Source organism: Ruegeria sp. AP12 (assembly GCF_056540025.1).
On the sequence record NZ_JBQFVZ010000001.1, the window covers coordinates 598,221 to 619,199 of the forward strand.

The 20,979-nt window shown below is 61.0% G+C and carries 24 protein-coding genes; 15 read left to right on the top strand and 9 right to left on the bottom strand.

The features are described 5' to 3' along the window. Positions 1–52: 52 nt before the first annotated feature. From ACR0E6_RS03040 to ACR0E6_RS03050, 3 genes are all read left to right on the top strand, one after another. The gene (locus ACR0E6_RS03040; RefSeq protein WP_480582202.1) at positions 53–1,126 is read left to right on the top strand and encodes an anhydro-N-acetylmuramic acid kinase; all 1,074 of its coding nucleotides are present in this window, start codon (positions 53–55) and stop codon (positions 1,124–1,126) included. An 80-nt stretch (positions 1,127–1,206) separates the two neighbouring features. Then, positions 1,207–1,497 (top strand): hypothetical protein, encoded by a 291-nt coding sequence (locus ACR0E6_RS03045; RefSeq protein WP_480580838.1) that lies wholly within the window; start codon positions 1,207–1,209, stop codon positions 1,495–1,497. A 10-nt stretch (positions 1,498–1,507) separates the two neighbouring features. Beyond that, a complete protein-coding gene (locus ACR0E6_RS03050) occupies positions 1,508–1,969 on the top strand; it encodes a hypothetical protein (RefSeq protein ID WP_480580840.1) in 462 nt (153 codons plus the stop codon). Between the two features lie 68 nt (positions 1,970–2,037). Here the strand turns inward: ACR0E6_RS03050 and ACR0E6_RS03055 are convergent, their stop codons facing one another. Both ACR0E6_RS03055 and ACR0E6_RS03060 read right to left on the bottom strand, forming a co-directional pair. Beyond that, entirely contained in the window at positions 2,038–2,928 is an 891-nt protein-coding gene (locus tag ACR0E6_RS03055) for a fatty acid desaturase (protein ID WP_480580842.1), read from the bottom strand. 3 nt (positions 2,929–2,931) lie between these two features. Beyond that, entirely contained in the window at positions 2,932–3,351 is a 420-nt protein-coding gene (locus ACR0E6_RS03060; RefSeq protein ID WP_480580844.1) for a cupin domain-containing protein, read from the bottom strand. Positions 3,352–3,436: 85 nt separating this feature from the next. Here ACR0E6_RS03060 and ACR0E6_RS03065 point away from each other — a divergent pair, with 85 nt between their 5' ends. Further along, positions 3,437–4,855 carry a protein adenylyltransferase SelO gene (locus tag ACR0E6_RS03065; protein WP_480580846.1) on the top strand — a complete coding sequence of 473 codons (1,419 nt, stop codon included), beginning with the start codon at positions 3,437–3,439 and terminating at the stop codon, positions 4,853–4,855. Here ACR0E6_RS03065 and ACR0E6_RS03070 read toward each other — a convergent pair. Further along, positions 4,831–5,748, bottom strand: coding sequence for an adenylate/guanylate cyclase domain-containing protein (locus tag ACR0E6_RS03070; protein WP_170450110.1), 918 nt, complete (start codon positions 5,746–5,748; stop codon positions 4,831–4,833). The two genes, ACR0E6_RS03065 and ACR0E6_RS03070, sit on opposite strands and share 25 nt — an antisense overlap. A 188-nt stretch (positions 5,749–5,936) precedes the next feature. Here ACR0E6_RS03070 and ACR0E6_RS03075 point away from each other — a divergent pair, with 188 nt between their 5' ends. The 4 genes from ACR0E6_RS03075 to eno all read left to right on the top strand — a co-directional run bounded on the left by ACR0E6_RS03075 (position 5,937) and on the right by eno (position 9,578). Continuing rightward, on the top strand, positions 5,937–6,659 hold the full coding sequence (locus ACR0E6_RS03075) for an endonuclease/exonuclease/phosphatase family protein (protein ID WP_480580848.1): 723 nt from the start codon (positions 5,937–5,939) through the stop codon (positions 6,657–6,659). Positions 6,660–6,743: 84 nt separating this feature from the next. After that, positions 6,744–7,157 (top strand): Fur family transcriptional regulator, encoded by a 414-nt coding sequence (locus ACR0E6_RS03080; protein ID WP_170450112.1) that lies wholly within the window; start codon positions 6,744–6,746, stop codon positions 7,155–7,157. 137 nt (positions 7,158–7,294) lie between these two features. Continuing rightward, positions 7,295–8,176, top strand: a complete 882-nt coding sequence (locus ACR0E6_RS03085; protein WP_480580850.1) for a DMT family transporter — start codon at positions 7,295–7,297, stop codon at positions 8,174–8,176. A gap of 124 nt (positions 8,177–8,300) precedes the next feature. Beyond that, positions 8,301–9,578: a phosphopyruvate hydratase gene (gene eno / locus ACR0E6_RS03090; protein WP_480580852.1), complete on the top strand. Its 1,278-nt coding sequence runs from the start codon at positions 8,301–8,303 to the stop codon at positions 9,576–9,578. 51 nt (positions 9,579–9,629) lie between these two features. Here the strand turns inward: eno and ACR0E6_RS03095 are convergent, their stop codons facing one another. The 4 genes from ACR0E6_RS03095 to mazG form a co-directional block, all read right to left on the bottom strand. Next, entirely contained in the window at positions 9,630–10,310 is a 681-nt protein-coding gene (locus ACR0E6_RS03095; RefSeq protein WP_170519121.1) for a hypothetical protein, read from the bottom strand. 588 nt (positions 10,311–10,898) lie between these two features. Beyond that, entirely contained in the window at positions 10,899–11,348 is a 450-nt protein-coding gene (locus tag ACR0E6_RS03100; protein ID WP_170450121.1) for a GNAT family N-acetyltransferase, read from the bottom strand. Beyond that, positions 11,345–12,286 carry a nucleoside hydrolase gene (locus ACR0E6_RS03105; RefSeq protein WP_170519118.1) on the bottom strand — a complete coding sequence of 314 codons (942 nt, stop codon included), beginning with the start codon at positions 12,284–12,286 and terminating at the stop codon, positions 11,345–11,347. Before ACR0E6_RS03105 ends, ACR0E6_RS03100 begins: the two co-directional genes overlap by 4 nt. A 63-nt stretch (positions 12,287–12,349) precedes the next feature. Continuing rightward, entirely contained in the window at positions 12,350–13,207 is an 858-nt protein-coding gene (gene mazG / locus ACR0E6_RS03110; RefSeq protein WP_480582204.1) for a nucleoside triphosphate pyrophosphohydrolase, read from the bottom strand. Between the two features lie 66 nt (positions 13,208–13,273). Here mazG and ACR0E6_RS03115 point away from each other — a divergent pair, with 66 nt between their 5' ends. The 4 genes from ACR0E6_RS03115 (at position 13,274) to ACR0E6_RS03130 (ending at position 16,928) form a co-directional block, all read left to right on the top strand. After that, positions 13,274–14,437, top strand: coding sequence for a M20 aminoacylase family protein (locus ACR0E6_RS03115; RefSeq protein WP_480580855.1), 1,164 nt, complete (start codon positions 13,274–13,276; stop codon positions 14,435–14,437). Between the two features lie 12 nt (positions 14,438–14,449). Then, the gene (gene speB, locus ACR0E6_RS03120; RefSeq protein WP_170621926.1) at positions 14,450–15,424 is read left to right on the top strand and encodes an agmatinase; all 975 of its coding nucleotides are present in this window, start codon (positions 14,450–14,452) and stop codon (positions 15,422–15,424) included. 89 nt (positions 15,425–15,513) lie between these two features. Continuing rightward, complete coding sequence (gene speB, locus ACR0E6_RS03125; RefSeq protein WP_480580857.1) at positions 15,514–16,461, top strand: agmatinase; 948 nt, start codon at positions 15,514–15,516, stop codon at positions 16,459–16,461. A gap of 68 nt (positions 16,462–16,529) precedes the next feature. Next, positions 16,530–16,928, top strand: coding sequence for a DUF1499 domain-containing protein (locus ACR0E6_RS03130; RefSeq protein ID WP_170621924.1), 399 nt, complete (start codon positions 16,530–16,532; stop codon positions 16,926–16,928). 15 nt (positions 16,929–16,943) lie between these two features. Here ACR0E6_RS03130 and ACR0E6_RS03135 read toward each other — a convergent pair whose 3' ends face one another. After that, on the bottom strand, positions 16,944–17,231 hold the full coding sequence (locus ACR0E6_RS03135; RefSeq protein WP_480580859.1) for a hypothetical protein: 288 nt from the start codon (positions 17,229–17,231) through the stop codon (positions 16,944–16,946). Positions 17,232–17,294: 63 nt separating this feature from the next. On the opposite strand from ACR0E6_RS03135, the gene prfA reads away from it, so the two are divergent. From prfA to ACR0E6_RS03150, 3 genes are all read left to right on the top strand, one after another. Next, positions 17,295–18,350: a peptide chain release factor 1 gene (prfA, locus tag ACR0E6_RS03140; RefSeq protein WP_480580861.1), complete on the top strand. Its 1,056-nt coding sequence runs from the start codon at positions 17,295–17,297 to the stop codon at positions 18,348–18,350. Then, positions 18,347–19,192, top strand: a complete 846-nt coding sequence (gene prmC / locus ACR0E6_RS03145) for a peptide chain release factor N(5)-glutamine methyltransferase (protein WP_480580863.1) — start codon at positions 18,347–18,349, stop codon at positions 19,190–19,192. Before prfA ends, prmC begins: the two co-directional genes overlap by 4 nt. 241 nt (positions 19,193–19,433) lie before the next feature. Next, a complete protein-coding gene (locus ACR0E6_RS03150; RefSeq protein WP_170450140.1) occupies positions 19,434–20,018 on the top strand; it encodes a DUF4167 domain-containing protein in 585 nt (194 codons plus the stop codon). A 52-nt stretch (positions 20,019–20,070) separates the two neighbouring features. Here ACR0E6_RS03150 and rsmA read toward each other — a convergent pair whose 3' ends face one another. Continuing rightward, a complete protein-coding gene (gene rsmA / locus ACR0E6_RS03155) occupies positions 20,071–20,913 on the bottom strand; it encodes a 16S rRNA (adenine(1518)-N(6)/adenine(1519)-N(6))-dimethyltransferase RsmA (protein ID WP_480580865.1) in 843 nt (280 codons plus the stop codon). Between the last annotated feature and the right edge of the window lie 66 nt (positions 20,914–20,979).

A 20,979-nucleotide genomic window follows, 5' to 3' on the forward strand; every position in this document is an offset into this window, starting at 1 on the left:
ACAGGTGCGCCCGGCCATTAAGACAAACAAGCCGATCCGAGCCCTTGGCACTATGTCCGGCACCTCGATGGATGGGGTGGACGCGGCGGTGGTGGAAACCGATGGCCACCGCATCTATGGCTTCGGTGACAGCGGATACCGCGCCTATTCCGAAGAAGAGCGTCAGATCCTGCGCGCCGCAATGGGACAGTGGCACGGGCCAGATGTCGATGCGGCGGCCGAGCTTGTGACAATCGCCCATGCCGAAGCGTTGTCGGAGTTCGACAATATCGACCTGATCGGCGTGCACGGTCAAACCCTTGCGCATGAGCCGCGCGGGCGTGGCACGTTGCAGGTTGGCGATGGCAAAGGTCTGGCGCAGGCGCTGGGCGTGCCTGTGGTCTGGGATTTCCGCAGCGACGATGTGGCCATGGGGGGTGAGGGCGCGCCGCTGGCCCCGTTCTTTCACTTTGCTTGCGCCAAATGGATTGGGGCTGATGCGCCCCTGTGTTTCCTCAATCTTGGGGGGGTCGGGAACCTGACCTATGTGGACCCAAGCTTTGACGGGCCCGAACAACCCGGCGCCCTGCTGGCGTTTGACACCGGGCCTGCGAATGCGCCGGTTGATGATTTGATGCAGGCGCGCTTGGGTCAACCGATGGACCGGGATGGCGCGGTTGCGCGCGAGGGCACCGTTGAAATGGGCGCGCTGGAACTGTTTCTGGCCGAGCCGTTCTTTACCAAGATGCCACCGAAGTCTTTAGATCGGAACGATTTTGCCGAGATGATCGGGCTGGTTCAGGAACTCAGTGATGCGGATGCGGTGGCGACTCTGACGGGGATGTGCGCGGCAGGGGTTGCGCAGGGGATCGGGTATTGTCTGAAACCTCCGTCCCGCGTTCTGGTCACCGGTGGCGGGCGGCGTAACCCGGTGTTGATGGAGATGCTGCGGGTCTCGCTCGATTGCCCGGTCGAACCGGTCGAGGCTGTTGGTCTGGACGGTGACATGCTGGAAGCTCAGGCATTTGCCTATCTCGCCGTACGTGTGGCGCGGGGTTTGCCGACCTCGTGCCCCGGCACGACCGGTGTGCAGGCGCTGGTAGGGGGCGGTGTCGTGAGTTCGGTCTCGATGAATCGGGCCGGGTGAGCCGGAACCGGAAAACAGTTCAAAAAAACAACTCATTGTGCGACGGTTGCGCGACACCCATGCAATGAGGGCCCGAGAGTATGGCAACCAAAGCCGAGCTTGAATCCGAGTTGGAAGCGCTACGCAGCCGCAATGCCGAGTTGGAGGCGAAGGGCGGGGCGGCTTCGACCCCCGGGGATCAGACCGAGCCCGTCAAAACCTCGGATGAGATTCGAAAGCTGCTGGAAGAGCACGGGATCGATCTGAGCAAAGCGCAGGCAATGGGAGAGGACGTGGTCGAGGAATTCGGCCGCCTGCAGAAGGATTATCCGATCACAGCCCTGCTGATTGCGTTTTCGCTGGGCTATGTGGTTGGGCGGGTACAGGGGTAGGAGCAACGTTATGAGCAGGCTGAGCAGAAATCTGGTCACGATCTACCGAACCGAACGCCTGATCGCGCGCCGTCGTCTGGCCGTTATGCAGCAGCAGACCATTCTGATGGTATTGGCGGGGATTGCCGCCATGTTGGCGCTGGTTCTGCTGAACGTCGCGCTGTTCTTTGCGCTTCGAAGCACGATGTCACCCGCTGCGGCGGCCGCGCTGCTGTCCATTGGTAATTTTGTACTGGCCGGGCTGCTTGTGCTGATTGCACGGCGCAGCAATGCCGAAGATGAGGTCGCACCAGCCGTTGAGCTGCGTGATATGGCAATTGCGGATATCGAGGACGAGCTTGAGGATATGGCGACCGAGGCACGCGACGTGGTGCGTGCGGTCAAAGGCATTGGGGCGAATCCTCTGGGGTCTCTGACGGCGGTTTTGGTGCCATTGATCAATATGCTGATCAAAAGCCGGACCGAGAAATAGGGGGCCGCTGCCCCCGTCGCGCAGGCGCGACTCCCCCGAGGTATTTTTGGCCAGATGAAGAACGGATCCTAGGAGTTGAGCGTGCGGGCGTAATCTTTGGTGAAGCCTGAATAGCCGTCGGATGTGGATTTCAGGTGGGTCCGGGTCCAGTCGTGGAATGCGGGAAGCTGGTGGAAGGGCACGTTCGGAAAGGCATGATGTTCGGCGTGGTAGGGCATGTTCCAGGCCAGAAACCGTATGATCCGGTTGGTGAAGGTGGTGCGCGAGTTTTCCAGCATATTGGCGACCGGTGGGCAGAGGCCGTGTTCGGCCAGAAGGTACAGGCGCAGCGCGGGCTGGGCGATCAGGACGGGGATGATCCAAAGCCAGAGCAGGAGCGTTGAGGAAAGCAGGCTGAGCAGGGCCAGTGCGTAAAGTGTGAGCAATATGCGCGCTTCGGTTCGGATCGCAGGATGCTGGCGCGTGGGCAGGTAGGGGGCGTCGATCTGTCCGAAGGCGTTTTGAGCCAACACTTTGCCCATGCCGGACCAGTAAGGTGCGCCGCTGAGGTAGAGTGCAAGACTGTGCCAGCTGTCAGGGCGCGGTTTTCCGCCAAGTTCGGGGTCTTTGTCCGGGTGGTTGGTCCATTTGTGGTGCGCCAGGTGGAAATACCGGAACCATGTGAAGGGCAGAGCGATTGGTACCGAGACCAAGTGACCAACCGTATCGTTGATCCACCCGGTTTTGAACGGTGTCTTGTGGGTGCATTCGTGGCTGAGCGTGAACAGAAAGACCAGCAGGACGCCTTGCGGGACCATAAGGGCCGGCCAGAGTGGAATTTGCGTGGCGATACCGATGCTACAAAGGGCCAAGAGCGCGAAATAGACCGCCAGATGTTTCAATCCTGCCGCGTCGGACCGGCGTTGCAGCTTGTCCTTGGTTTCGGCCGGAATTGAGGCGATGAGGGCGCGGTGGTCCATGGATTATGCCCTCGGAATGTCGAAGCCGGGTGGGGCCAGATCGAAGCCATCGAACTCGAACCCCGGCGAGACGGTGCAACTGACCAGCGTGTAATCGCCGGTGCTGCGCGCCGCCTGCCAGTGGCCTTCGGGCACGATCAGTTGCGGGGCGCCTGCGTTCAGATCGGGGGTCAGAAGGTGATCGGTCGCCGGCCCCTGATCACTTTCGCTGAGCGACAGCACCAGTGGCGCGCCGGAGTGATAAAGCCAGATCTCGGTCGCATCGACGCGGTGCCAATGGCTGCTCTCACCTTCCTGCAGCAGGAAGTAGATGCAGGTGCCCGTTGCGCGGCCCGCGTTGTCGGCGCGCCAGGTTTCTTTGAACCAGCCACCTTCCGGGTGGCGTTGCAGGTTCAGGTGGTCGATAATCTCTTGTGCGGTCATGGTATCCTCGGGGGTTTGAGGTGATTATGCACGGGTGCAAGTGATCCGCTATGGCAATTGTCGGTTCAGGTCATATGTTTGGCGCATGACCCTGACGATCCCGTTCGACAATTCTTATGCCCGCCTGCCGGATACTTTTTTTGCGCGGCAGGCACCGGTTCCGGTAAGTGCCCCTCGGTTGATTGCGTTCAACACCGATCTGGCCCGGTTGCTGCAGATCGCACCCGGGGATGTGCAGGAAATGGCCGAGGCTTTTGCAGGCAACAGCCTGCCAGACGGGGCCGAGCCTTTGGCACAGCTTTATTCCGGGCATCAGTTCGGCACTTTCAACCCGCAACTGGGCGACGGGCGTGCGGTTTTACTGGGTGAGACCATCGGGGCCGATGGGGTGCGGCGGGATATTCAGTTGAAAGGCTCAGGTCCCACGCCGTTTTCCCGACGGGGTGACGGGCGCGCGTGGTTGGGGCCGGTATTGCGCGAATATGTCGTGTCCGAGGCGATGCACGCGCTGGGCGTGCCGACCACACGCGCGCTGGCCGCGGTCGAGACGGGCGAGCAGGTGTTTCGCGAAACCCCACTGCCGGGAGCCGTTCTGACGCGCGTGGCGCGCAGCCATTTGCGCGTGGGGACGTTTCAGGTCTTCGCGGCGCGGGGGCAGGTCGACAGTTTGCGACGCCTGACGGAATACGCCATCGAGCGCCACTATCCCGAGGCCGATGGGCCGATGGGCTTGCTGCGCGCGGTGCGCGATGTGCAGGCGCGGCTGATTGCGCATTGGATGAGCGTCGGGTTCATCCATGGGGTGATGAACACCGACAATTGCTCGATTGCCGGGGAAACCATCGATTATGGCCCCTGTGCGTTCATGGACACCTATCACCCGAACACGGTGTTCAGTTCGATTGACCGGATGGGGCGTTATGCCTATTCTAACCAGCCCGACATCGCCGTGTGGAATCTGGCGCAGCTGGCGACCGCCCTGATCCAGCAGATGGAGGATAAAGAGGCCGCCGTGGAAGAGGCGACCGAGATTGTCCATGCGATGCCCGAGCAGATTCAGGATCATTGGCTGACCCGCTTTCGCGCCAAGATCGGGATTTCAGGCGCCGAAGCTGGGGATCTGGAGTTGATTTCCGATCTGCTGAAACGCATGGCCGAGCAACAGGCGGATTTCACCAACACGTTCCGCGCGCTCAGCGGTCAGGCGGCGCGGGATCAATTCACCGACCCGCAGGCCTTTGACAGTTGGGCCGAGGGCTGGACCGCGCGGTTGCAGCGCGAGCCGGAGCCGCAAACGGTCATGAACGCGGCAAACCCCGCCTTCATTCCACGCAACCATCGGTTCGAGCAGATGATCGAAGCGGCGGTGCAGGGGGATTACACTTTGTTCCAGCGTCTCGATACGGTGTTGTCGCGGCCCTATGACGACCAGCCGGATGAGGCCGACCTGACGCGCCCACCGACGCAAGGCGAGGTGGTTCACGCCACGTTCTGCGGCACCTGATTGCGGCCCAGCAGTTCGAACTGCAAACAGGTCTCGGACATTTCGATGGGCAGGGTCGGGGAAATCAGGCCGCTATCGGCCAGCATGACGGATTCGCGTTTCAGCTGGATTTCACGCCCCGACTCGGATTTCACATAGGTTCCCGAAGTGCTGCGATCGGTCAGGATCAGTTTGCCCGCCTTCATCGCAAGCACGGCGTGAAGGCGCGAAATCCAGGGTTGCGACAGAACCACATGGCAATCCGGAGAGCGCCCGATATTGAACTCGCCATTGCCCAGACACCGCCAGACCCGGTCTTCATGGCGCAGGATCAGCGTCAGTCCTTCGCGCGGCTGCCAGTTTTCCTCGGACCGCCCAAAGTTCTGGGGCAGCCTAGTCTGCATGATCGAATCCGAGTCCGGATGGATCAGTGAATAAGCAGTCTGCGGCTCGTTAAGGCCCTTTAGGCTCAGCTGGCCCAAGGGGATCAGAGTTTGCCGCAATTCATTTGGCAGCAACACAGCAACGCCCTGACTGAAACAGGCCTCACCCGGATTGGCCGCTGTCGCAAACCGGGCGGTGACGTTGACGGCCTCGCCGTATATCCCGCGCTGGCCGATCACGATGGGGCCGCAATGCACACCGATATGTACGGACAGAGGCGTGTGGGTCGAAGGTTCAATCAGCTTGAGCGCGGCCTGGTACGCGGCGCTTGGGTCTTCGAAATAGCTGAGAACATCGTCGCCCTTCTGCCCAACCGGTACGCCGCCGAACTCCAGCAGAACCGAGCGAAGCCGGTCGATCTCAAGCTGGATCAGTCGCTGGGCCTCATCATCGCCTACAGCTTTGTAAAGCGGCGTGCTGCCCACGATATCGGCAATGATCATCGTGGCGAATGTGGATTCAACGTCCAATAGCGCGGTTCCTTTTTGCGGCAGTTTAACCCCGCAGAATTTTGTGTACACTGACTTAATCTAATACTCTTAGACCATTGAATATACGCCCCCGGTATTGCAAGTCGCAAGACGCGCAGAACACCACAAATACGGGTTAATCCCGGTCGTTTTGTGACAATCTCGGGGCGGGGCGCTTGTCGGGGGCAGTGAACATCAAAAACGACTTCCAAAAACCACCGACCCTGCGCCTTGCCAGCTACAACATTCAGAAATGTGTCGGGCTGGATTTTCGGCGTCAACCGCAGCGGATCATGCAGGTTCTGAACGGCATGCAGGCCGATATTGTCGTTCTGCAAGAGGCGGATAAGCGCTTGCCGCCGCGCCCGGCCGCTTTGCCGCATTTCATGCTGGATGAGGCCGGATGGCAGATCGTCGATCTGGGCGGGGCCGGCAGTCTGGGCTGGCATGGCAATGCTGTGATCTGGCGCGGGGATCAGATCTCGGTCCGTCAGACCGGCCACCACGACCTGCCGGGGTTTGAGCCGCGTGGCGCTGTACGGGTCGAGTTTGATACGCAGATCGGACCGCTGCGTGTGATGGGGATGCATCTGGGGCTGCTGCCCGCATCCAGGCGGCAACAGATCACGCATATCCGGCGCTTCGACGATGATCTGGACCAGATGCCCACTGTCTGGGCCGGGGATTTCAACGAATGGTCGCGCCAGCCTGTGCTGGACACATTGGCGCCCGAGATGCGGTTTCTGCCGCCTGTGGCCAGCTTTCCGGCGGCGCAACCGTTGGGCGCGTTGGATCGGATTGCGCTGGGGCAGGGGATCGAGGCGCTGAACCACGGTGCACATCTGGACCGGCCCGCCCATATCGCCTCGGACCATCTGCCGATCTGGGCCGATTTGCAGCGCGCCGGATGATCTGCGCCTTGGGCGTCGAATCCCTGTGGCGCTGGGCACGCAGACGGTTTAAGACAGCACCCCAAGTAACTTCTGAGGGGCAGCATGTCCGACACGATCATCGCGCGGTGCGAGGCCAAGGGCCTGCGCATGACTGGCCAGCGGCGCACCATTGCGCAGGTGCTTGAGCAGAGCGCAGACCACCCCGATGTCGAGGAACTGTATGCGCGCGCCTCGGCCATCGATGCGGGGATATCGATTGCCACGGTCTATCGCACGGTAAAGCTGTTTGAGGAGGCCGGGATACTCGACCGTCTGGAATTCGGCGACGGGCGCGCCCGCTACGAGGATGCCGAGCGTGACCACCACGATCATCTGATCGACATGCAATCGGGCGAGGTGATCGAGTTTGTCGACCCCGAAATCGAGGCGCTGCAGGAAAAGATCGCCGCGAAACTGGGCTATAAGCTGAAAGGCCACCGGTTGGAACTGTACGGCGTTCCGCTGGACAAAGACTGACTCATCACCAATCGCGAAGGTCAGCCGCACGGGATATCATATATTCCGGGCGGTTAAGGCTTGCCTGAACGGGCGTCTTTCGATTTGGGTGAGTCAAAGAGCGGTAATTCGGGCCGCTGGTTTCAACGGATGTGATCATGAACAACGTGCACGGCATTTTGCTGGTCGTCGGCGCGATGGCGGCGTTCTCGCTTGAGGATATGTTCATCAAGCACATGTCGGCGACGGTACCGACCGGTCAGATCATGGTATTGCTGGGTCTGGCCTGTGCGGTGCTGTTTGCCCTGATGGCTGTGGCAACACGCAAACGCATCTTCAACACAGAAGCATGGCAACCCCTGCCGCTGATCCGCGCGGCGTGCGAAGGGGTTGGGGCCGTGGCTTTCCTGACCGCGCTGTCCCTGGTTGATCTGTCGACCGTGGCGGCTGTGTTTCAGGCGATGCCTTTGGCGGTGACGATGGGCGCGGCGCTGTTTCTGGGCGAACAGGTCGGCTGGCGACGGTGGAGCGCTATCGGTCTGGGTTTCATCGGTGTCCTGATGATCATTCGGCCCGGATTGGACGGATTTCAGCCGGAAACGCTGTTCGTCGTGCTCAGCGTCATTGCCATCGCCGCGCGAGACCTGATCACGCGGCGGCTGGACGCGCGGATTGCCTCATCCGTCGTGGCCTTGCAGGCCTATGTCGCGGTGGCATTGGCCGGGCTGACCCTGATGGTTCTGAACGCGCAGCCGGTGGCCCCGATGGGGTCGGCGCAAATCTGGCCGTTTGTCGGGGCGGTCGGCTTTGGCGTTCTGGCCTATTACAGCATCGTCACCGCAATGCGGATCGGCGAAGCCTCGGCCCTGACACCGTTTCGCTATACCCGCCTGATCTTCTCGATTGCGGCAGGGATGCTCATGTTCGGCGAGCGCCCGGATACGATGACGCTGGCCGGTGCCACGCTGATCATCGGATCGGGCATGTATACATTCATCCGTGAACGCAGGCTGGCGCGCGCGTTAGCAGTTGCCGCCTGACGGATCGTCGCAGGTTGGCGCAAACATTTGCCCAGAGTCGTGTTAGCGATAACATGAATGGTTTACTTTTTGCCCTGTGATGCTAAGAGGCGTGCAACTGAACGCAGCCACAGGGACGGGCCTCATGAGCACCATCATCGACATCCACGCACGCGAAATTCTGGACAGCCGGGGCAATCCGACCGTTGAGGTGGACGTGATTCTGGAAGACGGCACCATGGGCCGCGCTGCCGTGCCTTCGGGCGCATCGACCGGCGCCTATGAGGCAGTGGAAAAGCGCGACGGCGACAAGGCGCGTTATCTGGGCAAGGGCGTGCTGGAAGCTGTTGCCGCGGTGAACGGTGAGATTGCCGAAGAACTGGTTGGCTTTGACGCCACCGAACAGGTCGCCATCGATCAGGCCATGATCGAACTGGACGGGACCGAGAACAAAGGCCGTCTGGGGGCCAACGCCATTCTGGGTGTCTCGCTGGCAACCGCCAAGGCGGCGGCAGATTTCACCACGCAACCTTTGTACCGCTATGTCGGCGGCACCTCGGCCCGTGTTCTGCCGGTGCCGATGATGAACATCATCAACGGCGGTGAACACGCCGACAACCCCATCGACATTCAGGAATTCATGATCATGCCGACCTCGGCCACGAATATCCGCGAAGCCGTGCGCATGGGCTCCGAAGTGTTCCACACGCTGAAGAAAGAGCTGTCTGCCGCGGGTCTGGCGACTGGTGTGGGCGACGAGGGCGGTTTTGCCCCGAATATCGCAAGCACCCGTGAGGCGCTGGATTTCATCCTGAAGTCCATCGAAAAGGCAGGCTACAAGCCGGGTGAGGAAATCCAACTGGCGCTGGATTGTGCGGCGACCGAATACTTCAAGGACGGCAAGTATGTTCTGGCGGGCGAGGGGATCTCGCTGTCATCCGACGAAAACGCGGCCTATCTGGCCGCATTGGTCAACGACTATCCGATCATCTCGATCGAAGACGGTATGTCCGAGGATGACTGGGACGGCTGGAAAGCCCTGACCGACGCCATCGGCGACAAGGTGCAACTGGTGGGCGACGACCTGTTCGTGACCAACCCCGCGCGTCTGGCCGAAGGGATCGAGCGTGGTTGTGCCAACTCGATGCTGGTCAAGGTCAACCAGATCGGGTCGCTGACCGAGACGCTGCGTGCCGTAGATATGGCCCATCGCGCGCGCTATACCAACGTGATGTCGCACCGCTCGGGCGAGACCGAGGACGCCACCATTGCCGATCTGGCGGTGGCAACCAATTGCGGTCAAATCAAGACCGGCTCGCTGGCTCGCTCGGACCGGTTGGCCAAGTACAACCAGCTGATCCGCATCGAGGAATCGCTGGGTGAGGTCGCGGAATACGCGGGCGCGTCGATCCTGAAACGTTAAAAGAACAGGGTTGACCCCGTGGCGGCGCAAACCGCTGCGGGGTCGGCCACATTACTGTCGGCTGATCGGAACGAAGCTGACGACCAGCCCGGTTCCCGTTACACCCGCCGAATTTTCCTTGCTGAGTTCGGCAACCAGCTCGGGTTCCAGCACTTCAAGGGCCGCCGACAAATCGCCTGACGCGTTCGAGGTCGACTTGCGCGCAAAGACGATGTCCCCGGAAATCACCGACTGAATCTGATAGGCCGCCCAGTCAAACTGCCCGACATTTTCCCGCCAGCCACTGCATTTGGGCCCGTCGCCCTGTTCATTGAACAACCGGGATGCGTCCTGCAGTGTCACGGATGATTTCCTGGCATTGGTCAGCTTGTAGGAATAGTAGCGATCAATGCCGCCACTCAGCCCGGCCGAGGCGAATTTGGTTTCTATCCCACCCAACTCACCGGACGCTTCGAGCTTTTTCAGAAGGTCGATATCAGCGACGCGCTGGTCCGCTTCAAGCGTCACATCGGACAAAGGCAAGTCAAAGAAACACAGGCTTTCCAGGTTGGCAGGGCGGGTCAGGTCGTTGGTGGGGTTTTCGCGAACGTAGTACAAAGATCCGACACGGATGCCTTCACGCGGGGGTTTCAATTCACGACCGCCGGTTTCATCTGCGATAGGAACGGTTTCTCCGCATCCTACCAAGGCCGCCAGGCACAGTGCCGAAAGAGAAAAATAGACTGATTTCATATTAACTTACCTCTTAATCTAAATGCGGATACAGGATACCAAAGCGAGATTCGTTCCAAGTCTTACTTTGGCTTCCCCAAAAACCGCATGGATGGCTTCAGCCTTTGCTGCCGTGCGAACTCAAATGGAGAATGCGCACGCGCAAATGTGGGCATGACATCATCAAAAGCGCACCGAGCAGCCGAAGCGCATGTAAAACAGCTTATCAGGGCTGCCTGCTAAAATCCAAATTTCAGGTGAAACCGACGGCACCGGGTGGGTGGGAACGAGGTGGCGACAAAGAGCCTTGGCAAGTCAAAAACATCTGATTTTTCACCATTTTGATGCGAAAAAACTGACAATAACATGCTCATATGTGAACTTGTTCCTATATGAGGTACAATAATCGCGGTAATCCTTAACATATTACAGAAAGGGGGACGCGATGTCTGCTTCAAGATTCCTTCTTGTTCTTTCAGTGATTTCTGCTGGCGTTTTATCTGCCTGCACCGAGCCCGGAACCTATCCGATTACGGGGGCAGAGATCTCTCAGGATGACCCGGTTCAAGAGATGTACAATCCGGGTCTGATTTTCCGTGGGGAATCCCGCTAGAGCGGCTTGCTCATCAACATGTAGCGCTCACGCGGTTTGAAGCCCGTGCGCAGATACAGCTTTTGCGCCGTTTCATTGGTGCGATCGACTTCCAGATGCAGGGCAGTCAGCCCGGCCTCGGCCAGCGCTTTGGGCAAGTCCAACAGCACTTCGGTTGCGATGCCACGGCCCCGGACGGCAGGGCGGATGTAGATCTCGTCGACAAAGCCGTCCATGCCGCCGAACTCGACCGACCAGCCGAAGGTCAGGATAATGTAGCCCAATGGCGCGCGGCCCGGACCGATCAGATAGATGCAGCCATGCGGGATACCTTCCAACAAAGGCAGCAACGCCTCGCGTCGTTGGTCGGCATCCTGCGCGATCTGTGCCTCGGTGTGGAAAGCAGTGACCAGACCCATCAGGCGATCCAGATCCTCGGGGCGGGCAAGTCTCAGTGCGGCGCTCATAGGCGGGCCAGCCTTTCTGTCAGCAAGTCGAAAAATCCTTCGGCGTCGACATCACCCATGAACATCGCGTTCGGCGCACGATCCGTGACCCGCCACCAGTCGGCAACGGTCATGCCCAGCGTCAGCTCTGACTGGGTTTCGATCTCAACATTGATGTGGCGGCCCGAGAACAGGTCTGGCCGGATCAGATAGGCCGTCACGCAAGGGTCGTGCAGCGGTGCGCCTTCCGAGCCGTATTTTTCCTTGTCAAAGCGTTCGAAGAAATCGGTCATTTCGGCAACCGCATGGCCAACCTTGCTGTCCAGCGCCCGGAACGCATCGTTGCGATGGGGCGTGACCAGGGCGTCATGGGTTACGTCCAGCGGCATGACCACGATATGAGCGCCGGATTTGAACACAATTTCAGCAGCTTCGGGGTCGACATAAATGTTGAATTCCGCAGCCGGAGTGATGTTGCCGACTTCAAAATAGGCTCCGCCCATCAGCACGATTTCCTGCACCCGGTCGATGATCTCGGGCGCTTTCTGGAACGCTGTGGCAATGTTTGTCAGCGGTCCCAACGGACACAGCGTAACCGTTCCCGGATCCTGCGCGCGCAGGGTGTCGATGATGAAATCGACCGCGTGGCCCTCGGCCAGCGGCATCTCGGGATCCGGCAATACAGGGCCATCCAGCCCGGTTTTGCCATGCACATGCTCGGCGGTGATCAGCGGGCGGTTCAGCGGGCGGTCGCACCCGGCATAGACCGGGATATGAGTATGCCCGGCCAACTCGCACACTATGCGGGCGTTCTTGGCCGTCAGCGCCAGCGGGACGTTTCCGGCGACGGCGGTGATGCCCAGAACCTGGATCTCTTCGGGGCTGGCCAGCGCCAGCAGGATGGCGACGGCATCGTCCTGTCCCGGGTCGGTGTCGATGATGATCTTGCGCGGTGCCATGCTGTGCCTCCGGGGTCTTGAAGCGCGGACACTCGCAAGTGTCACCACACTTGTCCAGCGGTTTCAGGCCCCGGTCGGTGCGTCCACAGGCGGGAGTTTGCCGTTGGCGCGGTGTTCCTCGATCTTGACCTCATCCCACAGCGCATCCATCTCGGCCAGATCGCTTTGAGACGGCGTTTTGCCTCGGGCAGCCAGCCGTGCCTCAACCTGTTCGAACCGGCGGGTGAACTTGGCGTTGGTGCGGCGCAGGGCGGCTTCGGGCTCGATGCCCAGATGACGGCCCAGATTGACCATCACGAACAGCAGATCGCCGAACTCATCCTCAAGCGCATCGGCGTCCTTGCTGTTGCGCGCCTCTTCCAGTTCGGCAGCTTCTTCGGTGATCTTGGCCAGCACGTGGCTGGCATCGGGCCAGTCAAACCCCACGCGGGCGGCGCGTTTTTGTAGCTTATGTGCGCGCAGCAGGGCAGGCAGGTTGGCGGCGACACCGTCCAGCGCGCCTTTCTGTTCCTTTCCCGCACGCTCAGCCGCTTTGATGGTTTCCCAGTCGCGCGTCTGCTGTTCAGCCGATTTGTCGCGGGGTTCGTCGCCGAACACATGCGGATGGCGGTCGACCATCTTGTCCGACATGGTGCGCACCACGTCCTGAAAGGTGAAATGCCCGGCTTCTTCGGCCATCTGGGCGTGAAAGACGGACTGGAACAGCAGATCGCCCAGCTCTCCTTGTAGCTCATCATAGGCCTCACGTTCGATGGCGTCGGCAACCTCATAGGCCTCTTCGATGGTATAGGGGGCAATCGTCGAAAAATCCTGTTCGATGTCCCACGGACAGCCTGAATCCGGGTCGCGCAGGCGGCGCATGATTTCCAGCAAACGTTCGATACCCGCATCGCTGTCGTGGATCAGAGGATTTTCGGCCATTGCGAACCCTTTCGTTCCGGTGTCAGATGCATCCATTCCGCAGTCCCGATCAGGAGTCCACCCCAGATGCCCGTCGTCAACCGAATTGCCGATTTCTCAGCCGACATGGCCGCATGGCGCCAGCATTTGCACACGATCCCCGAACTGGAGTTCGAGTGCTTTGAAACCGCCGCCTTTGTGGCCGAGCGGTTGCGCGAGTTCGGTGTGGATGAACTGCACGAAGGTATTGCGAAAACCGGGATGGTCGCGATCATCAACGGGCAGGGTGAGGGGCCGACCATTGGCCTGCGCGCCGACATGGATGCGCTGCCGATCACCGAGGAAACCGGCGTTGACTATGCCTCGAAACACCCCGGCAAGATGCACGCCTGCGGCCATGACGGGCATACCACGATGCTGCTGGGTGCTGCGCGCTATCTGGCCGAGACGCGAAACTTCCGCGGCCGTGTGGCGCTGATTTTCCAGCCCGCCGAGGAAGAGGGCGGCGGGGCCAATGTCATGGTTCAGGAAGGCATCATGGACCAGTTCGACATCGCTCAGGTCTACGCGCTGCACAACGCGCCGGGCTTTGCCGAAGGCGCGTTCTACACCACGCCCGGTCCGATCATGGCAGCGGTCGATACGTTCGAGGTGCATATCCAGGGCGTCGGCGGCCACGGCGCGATGCCGCATGAGACCCGCGACCCGGTCATGGCCGCCTGCGCCATTGCGCAGGCGATTCAGACGATTGTCAGCCGGAACCACTATGCCTTGGACGATCTGGTCGTTTCGGTCACGCAGATCCACACCGGGACGGTCAACAACGTGATCCCCGATACGGCCTACATCAACGGCACCGTCCGCACATTCGACCCTGCCGTTCAGAAAATGGTGATGCAGCGGATGGAGCAGATCGTGCAGGGGCAGGCGGCCTCGTACGGGGTCGAGGCACGGCTGGATTATGTCGTCAGCTATCCCGCAACGATCAATGATGCCGACAAGGCGGGTTTTGCGGCCGAGGTTGCGCGGGACGTTGCAGGACCCGACAGGGTCACCGCAAATACCGGGCGTGAGATGGGGGCCGAGGATTTCTCGTACATGCTGCAGAAACGCCCCGGCGCGTATCTGTTCTTGGGACAGGGCGAGGGCGCGGGCCTGCATCACCCGAAATACAACTTCAACGACGAGATCGCGCCGGTGGGCGCATCGTTCTTCGCGCGGATCGTCGAAAAGGCCCAGCCGCTGGGCTGATGGGGGGCAGGTATGGCACTGGAAGACGCTAAGCATCAGGTAGACGAGGCCTTTACCAACCCCGATCTCAAGGGGTTGTCCTATGAGAACACATTCGGCGGCGCGACCTCGTTCCTGCGGCGGCTTTACACCAAAGAGCTGAAGGGCGTGGACATCGCCGTGACCGGGGTGCCGTTCGATCAGGCCGTGACCAACCGCCCCGGCACACGTCTGGGGCCGCGTGCGATCCGCGAGGCCAGCGCCCTGCAATCGCCCGATGCGCCGTATGGCTGGCCCTTTGATGCACTCAGCGAGCTGGCCATCGTTGACTATGGCGACATGGCCTATGACTACGCCAATATCCCGGCCTTTCCGGACACGCTAACCGATCATATCCGGACTATTCTGGCCGCCGATGTGGCCTCGGTCACGCTGGGCGGGGATCACTATATCAGCTTTCCGATCCTCAAAGCCTATGCCGAGAAATTCGGGCCGATGTCTCTGCTGCAATTCGATGCGCATACCGACACATGGGCCGACGATGATATGTCGCGCGTGGATCACGGGACGATGTTCTACAAGGCGGTGAAATCAGGGATCGTGGACCCCAAACGCTCGGTCCAGGTGGGTATTCGCACCCATAACGAGGACACGTTGGGCGTCAACATCATCGACGCGCGCGAGGTTTACGAATCCGGCCCCGCCGCCGTGGCGCAGAAGATCAAGGGCATTCTGGGCGACAATCCCGTCTACCTGAGCTTTGATATTGACGGTCTGGACCCGGCCTTTGCCCCCGGCACGGGGACGCCGGTCTGGGGTGGCCTGAGCTCGATTCAAACGCAGATCATCCTGCGGGACATAGCTGGGATCAACATCAAGGGCGGCGATGTGGTCGAGGTTTCGCCGCCTTTCGATACATCCGGAGCAACCGCGATTGCCGGGGCGCATGTGGCCACGCAGATCATCTGCCTGCTGGGGTGGAAACGCCTGATGGCTGGCAAAACGTAAACGCGACCCCTCGGGCGTTAACCAATGGTTAGCCATACCTCCGGTATGTGCTGAGGGACGTGATTTGATGGAGTGGGAACCAAACGCGCATGACTGAGTATAATCAACCGATCAGCGGCAATGATCTGGCGCGGTTTTCCGGGCCGAACACCTTTATGCGTTTGCCGCAGGCGACCTCGCTGGCGGGGCTGGACGTTGCGCTGCTGGGGATTCCGATGGATATCGGCACGTCCTGGCGCTCGGGCACCCGGTTTGGCCCCAAGCAGATCCGCAGCGAAAGCGCGATGATCCGGCCCTATAACATGGCCACATCTGCTGCCCCGTTCGACAGTTTGCAGATTGCCGATATTGGCGATCTTGCAATCAACACCTTCTCGCTGTCCGAAAGCCTAAAGATCATCAAGGACAGCTATGACGGTATTCTGGCGAAGAACGTGATCCCGGTGGCGATGGGCGGGGATCACTCGATCACTTTGCCGATCCTGCGGGCGATTGCGGCCAAACACGGGCCGGTGGCCCTGGTCCATGTAGACGCCCATGCGGATGTGAACGATGAGATGTTTGGTGAGAAGGAAACCCACGGCACCGTCTTCCGTCGCGCCTATGAAGAGGGGCTGATTGTCCCCGACAAGACCTTTCAGATCGGCATTCGCGGCTCGGGCTACGCCGCCACCGACTTTACCGAGGCCAAAGACTGGGGCTTTCGCCAGTTTCCGGCGTGGGAGTTGTGGCAACAGAACCTGACCCAGATCGGCTCGCAAATCCGCAAGACGGTCGAGGATCACCCGGTTTACATCACCTATGACATCGACAGCCTCGATCCCGCCTACGCCCCCGGCACCGGCACGCCCGAGATCGGTGGATTGACCACCCCGCAGGCGCTGCAACTGATCCACGCCTTGCAGGGGGTGAATGTGGTGGGCTGTGATCTGGTCGAGGTCTCTCCGCCTTACGACCCGTCGGGCAACACGGCGCTGACGGCGGCGAACCTGCTGTTCGAGCTGTTGTGCATCCTGCCCGGCGTGACGTCGCGGTAAAGCCGTACGGGGCACCTTGTTCCGGTGGCGGATCGGGATAGGCTGACGGGAAAAGGTTGAGGTAGGTGATGAAGATAGCCCTTGGTTTGCTTCTTTTTCTGGCCGTTGGGATGGCGGCGTATATCCGATTGGCACCGTCAGACCCAAAGCGCTGGCACGTGGCCCCTCAGGCCGATGCGGATCGTGACTTGCAGGGCGGCGTTTTGCGCGTGGTTGAGGCGGGTCCGGATGGCCTGGCGCGTCTGGATGCGATCGCAAGGGCGGCACCGCGCACCACGGTTCTGGCCGGATCGGTTGGAGATGGGATGATCACCTATATCACCCGCACCAAGGTGATCGGCTTCCCGGACTACACGACGGTCCAACAGGATGGGGATGTCCTGCGCATCCACGGGCGTTTGCGCTTTGGCCGCAAGGATTTTGGAGTGAACAAGGCGCGGGTTGATGGGTGGTTGGGGCAGATGTGACGCCGCAGGTGTCGCTTAGGACTCGGCGGTGTCGGGCGCAGGTTCCAGATCCGGCCAGTCGGACGGCAAACCAGACGACAAGCACCCTTCCTGCACCTCGCGCCACATGGGCACGTTCAGCGACATCTGGCATTGCGCCATGAACATGCGGCCATCGACCTGCAGGCAGATCATCTCACCCAGTTCAACGCGCGTGCCGGTTTTGTCGGTGCAATAACAGTCCTGAACCTTGCCATTCGGGCCGGTCACATCCGCCATAACAGGCGAGGCACACAGCAGGAATCCAAGAACGAACCGTTTCATGGGCGGAATCTTAGCACAAGGCTAGCCCTTGACCAAAGCCCCGGATTAAGAGACACCGCCGGGATGATCCCCGAAGAACGCCTTGAGCAGATAACCCAGCGATTCCAATACCTCGAAGCGGCCATGGCCGATGGCGCCTCGGGCGGGGATATTGCGGCTCTGGCCAAGGAGTATTCGGACCTCAAGCCGGTGGTTGACCAGATCATGGCGTGGCGTCAGCTGGTTGCCGATCTGTCCGAGGCCGAGGCGATGCTGTCCGACCCGGACATGAAGGAACTGGCCGAGGAAGAAATCCCGGAATTGCAGGCGCAGATTCCGCAGGCCGAACATGCGCTGCAACTGGCCTTGCTGCCCAAGGACGAGGCGGACGCCCGCCCGGCGATGCTGGAAATCCGACCCGGCACCGGCGGGGACGAGGCCGCGTTGTTTGCGGGGGACCTGCTGCGAATGTACCAGCGCTATGCGGAAAGTCGCGGCTGGCGGTTCGAGATTATCGAGGAACAGGCCTCGGATCTTGGGGGCGTCAAAGAAGTTGTGGCCCACATCAAAGGCGACAATGTCTTTGCCCGGATGAAATACGAATCCGGCGTGCACCGCGTCCAGCGGGTGCCCGAAACCGAAAGCGGCGGGCGTATTCACACCTCGGCGGCGACGGTGGCGGTTTTGCCCGAGGCTGAAGATGTGGACATCCAGATCGACGCGGGCGACATCCGCATCGACACGATGCGCAGTTCGGGCGCGGGTGGGCAGCACGTGAACACGACCGACTCGGCGGTGCGGATCACCCACTTGCCGACAGGCCTTGTGGTGACCAGTTCCGAGAAGTCGCAGCACCGCAACCGCGAGATCGCGATGCAGGTGCTGAAAACGCGGCTTTATGATCTGGAACGGCAGCGGATCGACAGCGAACGCTCGGCGGATCGGGCCAGTCAAGTGGGGTCGGGCGACCGGTCGGAACGGATCAGAACCTATAACTTCCCGCAAGGCCGCATGACGGATCACCGCATCAACCTGACGCTCTATAAGCTGGATCAGGTGATGCAGGGCGATCTGGATGAGGTGATCGACGCGCTGACCGCTGACGAGCAGGCCCGGCTGCTGGCCGAGATGGCGCAATGACCGGGGTGCAAACAGCGGCACAGGCCATGGTGGCCGCCACGGCGCGCCTGAGGGCTGCGGGCGTGGATGATCCGGCACGGGACGCGCGGGTCCTGCTGGCCCATGCGGCGCGGATCGAAGCCAGCCGCGTAACCCTGATCGCACCCGAAGAACTGCCGCCCGATATTGCCGAGCGTTACGACCAGTTGATCTCGCTGCGCGCCATCCGGGTGCCAGTCTCGCATCTTCTGGGCGAGCGCGAATTCTACGGTCGCCGGTTCCATGTCAGCCGCGACGTTCTTGACCCGCGCCCCGAGACCGAAGCGCTGATCGAAGCCGCGCTGAGCGAGCCGTTCGACCATGTGCTGGATCTTGGTGTCGGCTCGGGCTGTATCCTGATCACATTATTGGCTGAACGCACCAGCGCAAGCGGGGTGGGCGTGGATCTGAGCGAGGCCGCCTGCCTGCAAACCAGCGCCAATGCAGTGCAGCACAATGTGCAGGCGCGTGCCGAAGTGCTGCGCTCGGACTGGTTCGAGGTGGTCGAGGGCAAGTTCGACCTGATCGTCTCGAACCCGCCATACATTGCGCTGACGGAAATGCCGGACCTGTCCCCGGAAGTGCGCGAGCATGAACCCCGGATGGCCCTGACAGATGAGGGCGACGGGCTTAACGCCTACCGCCATCTGGCCGCCGATGCGCCGGATTTTCTGCTGCCTGGCGGGCGCATTCTGGTTGAAATCGGCCCTACACAGGCCACGCAGGTTGCCGCGTTGTTTGACGCCTCTGGTCTGGCGGATATCCGCGTGATCCCGGATCTGGACGGGCGTGACCGCGTAGTGGGCGCACGTCTGCCTGCTTGAAATCAACAGTATGAGGCCGAAAAACGCCGGTTTAGGTAAAAAAGCTGCGAAATATCCGAGAATCCTCTTGTCTGCCGGGGCAGGACATGTTTACTCAGGATTAGTCGGCGAGGTTGACGCTGTTGCAGCGCACCCCTGACGCCAAGCCCAAAAAAGTTGACTTCCCGTCATGGCAAACGCCGCAGAGCAGTGCAGAACACGGGTTGGTCGACAGCGAATGACAAGGCTGACGTAAAGTAAGATGAGATCTTCCAAATCCCGCTCGCGGGCCAAGAACAACCGCAATCGTCCTTCCGGCGGTAACGTCGTGAACCGTGTTTTTGACAGCTCGGGCCCCGAGGGCAAGGTACGTGGCACGCCGCAGCAGATCATTGACAAATACAACCAGCTTGCCCGCGACGCTCAGTTGTCAAACGACCGTGTCGCAGCCGAGAACTTTCAGCAGCACGCGGAACATTATCTGCGGATGCTGAGCGAGGCACAGCGCGAGATCGAAGCCCGCCGCGAAGAGCAGGAGCGCCAGAACCGCGAGCGTCAGGCTGAGCGTGACCGCGAACGCGCCGAACGGCAGGAACGCGAAGCCGCCCGTCAGGCCGACCCGGCCGAGGCACCACAACCCGATGTGATGGATTTCTCGCCCGAGGCGTCGGCGCCTGAAAGCGGGTTGGTCGAAACACCGGAAAGCAAAGGCGACGCCCAAACGGCTGAAGCGCCCGAGAAAAAAGAAAAACCCGCCCGCAAACCGCGTGCCCGCAAGCCCAAGGCCGCGCCTGCGTCAGAGGGTGCGCCCAAAACGGATGGGGATACCCCGGAAGCGGCTGAGTAAATCCCGATAGACGAATTCAAAAAGCCCCGGACACTGTCCGGGGCTTTTTTGCTCAGCGGTTCGTAATTTGGCGCGCCAGCGCACAAAAACCTTCAAGCGGGACTTGTTCGGCGCGTTCTGTGGGTTTGATCCCGGCTGCGATCAAGCGGTCCTCGATGTCGGGGGCCACGCCTTTCAGCGAGGCGCGCAGCATCTTGCGGCGTTGGTTGAAGGCGGCGGCCACAACGCGCGACAGCGTGGCTGCATCGGCCGGATAGCGCGGCTCGGGCAGGGCAGTCAGGTGGACCACGGCGCTGGAGACTTTGGGCGGGGGCGTAAATGCGCCGGGGGGCAGTGACATGGCGATGCGCGACTCGGCCCGCCATTGGGCGAGAATGGCAAGGCGGCCATAGGCCTTGCTGCCGGGTTGGGCGACGATGCGCTCGGCGACCTCGCGCTGGAACATCAGGGTCAGGCTTTGCCAGAAGGGCGGCCATTTGGGCGGGGTCAGCCAGCGGACCAGAAGCTCGGTGCCCACGTTATAGGGCAGGTTGGCGGCGACGCGGATCGGTGGCGTCAGATGTTCCAGCGGGTTGATTTCCAGCGCGTCGCCGTTGATCACCTCTAGCTGGCCCGGATAGGCCGCAGCGATGTCGTTCAGGGCGGCGATGCAGCGGGTGTCTTTTTCCACTGCCACAACCTTGCGCGCACCTTCCGAAAGCAGCCCCCGCGTCAGGCCGCCGGGGCCGGGGCCGATTTCCAGAACGTCGCATTGCGTCAGATCCCCGGCCTGACGTGCGATCTTGGCGGTCAGGTTGAGGTCCAGCAGAAAGTTCTGGCCCAGCGATTTGCGGGCCGACAGCTGGTGGGTCGCGATGACCTCGCGCAGGGGGGGGAGGGTGTCGATAGCGCTCATGATCCGGTTACCGTGGCGCGGGTTGATGGGGGAGCGCCAGAGATTTTTTGCCTCCGGCGGGGATAT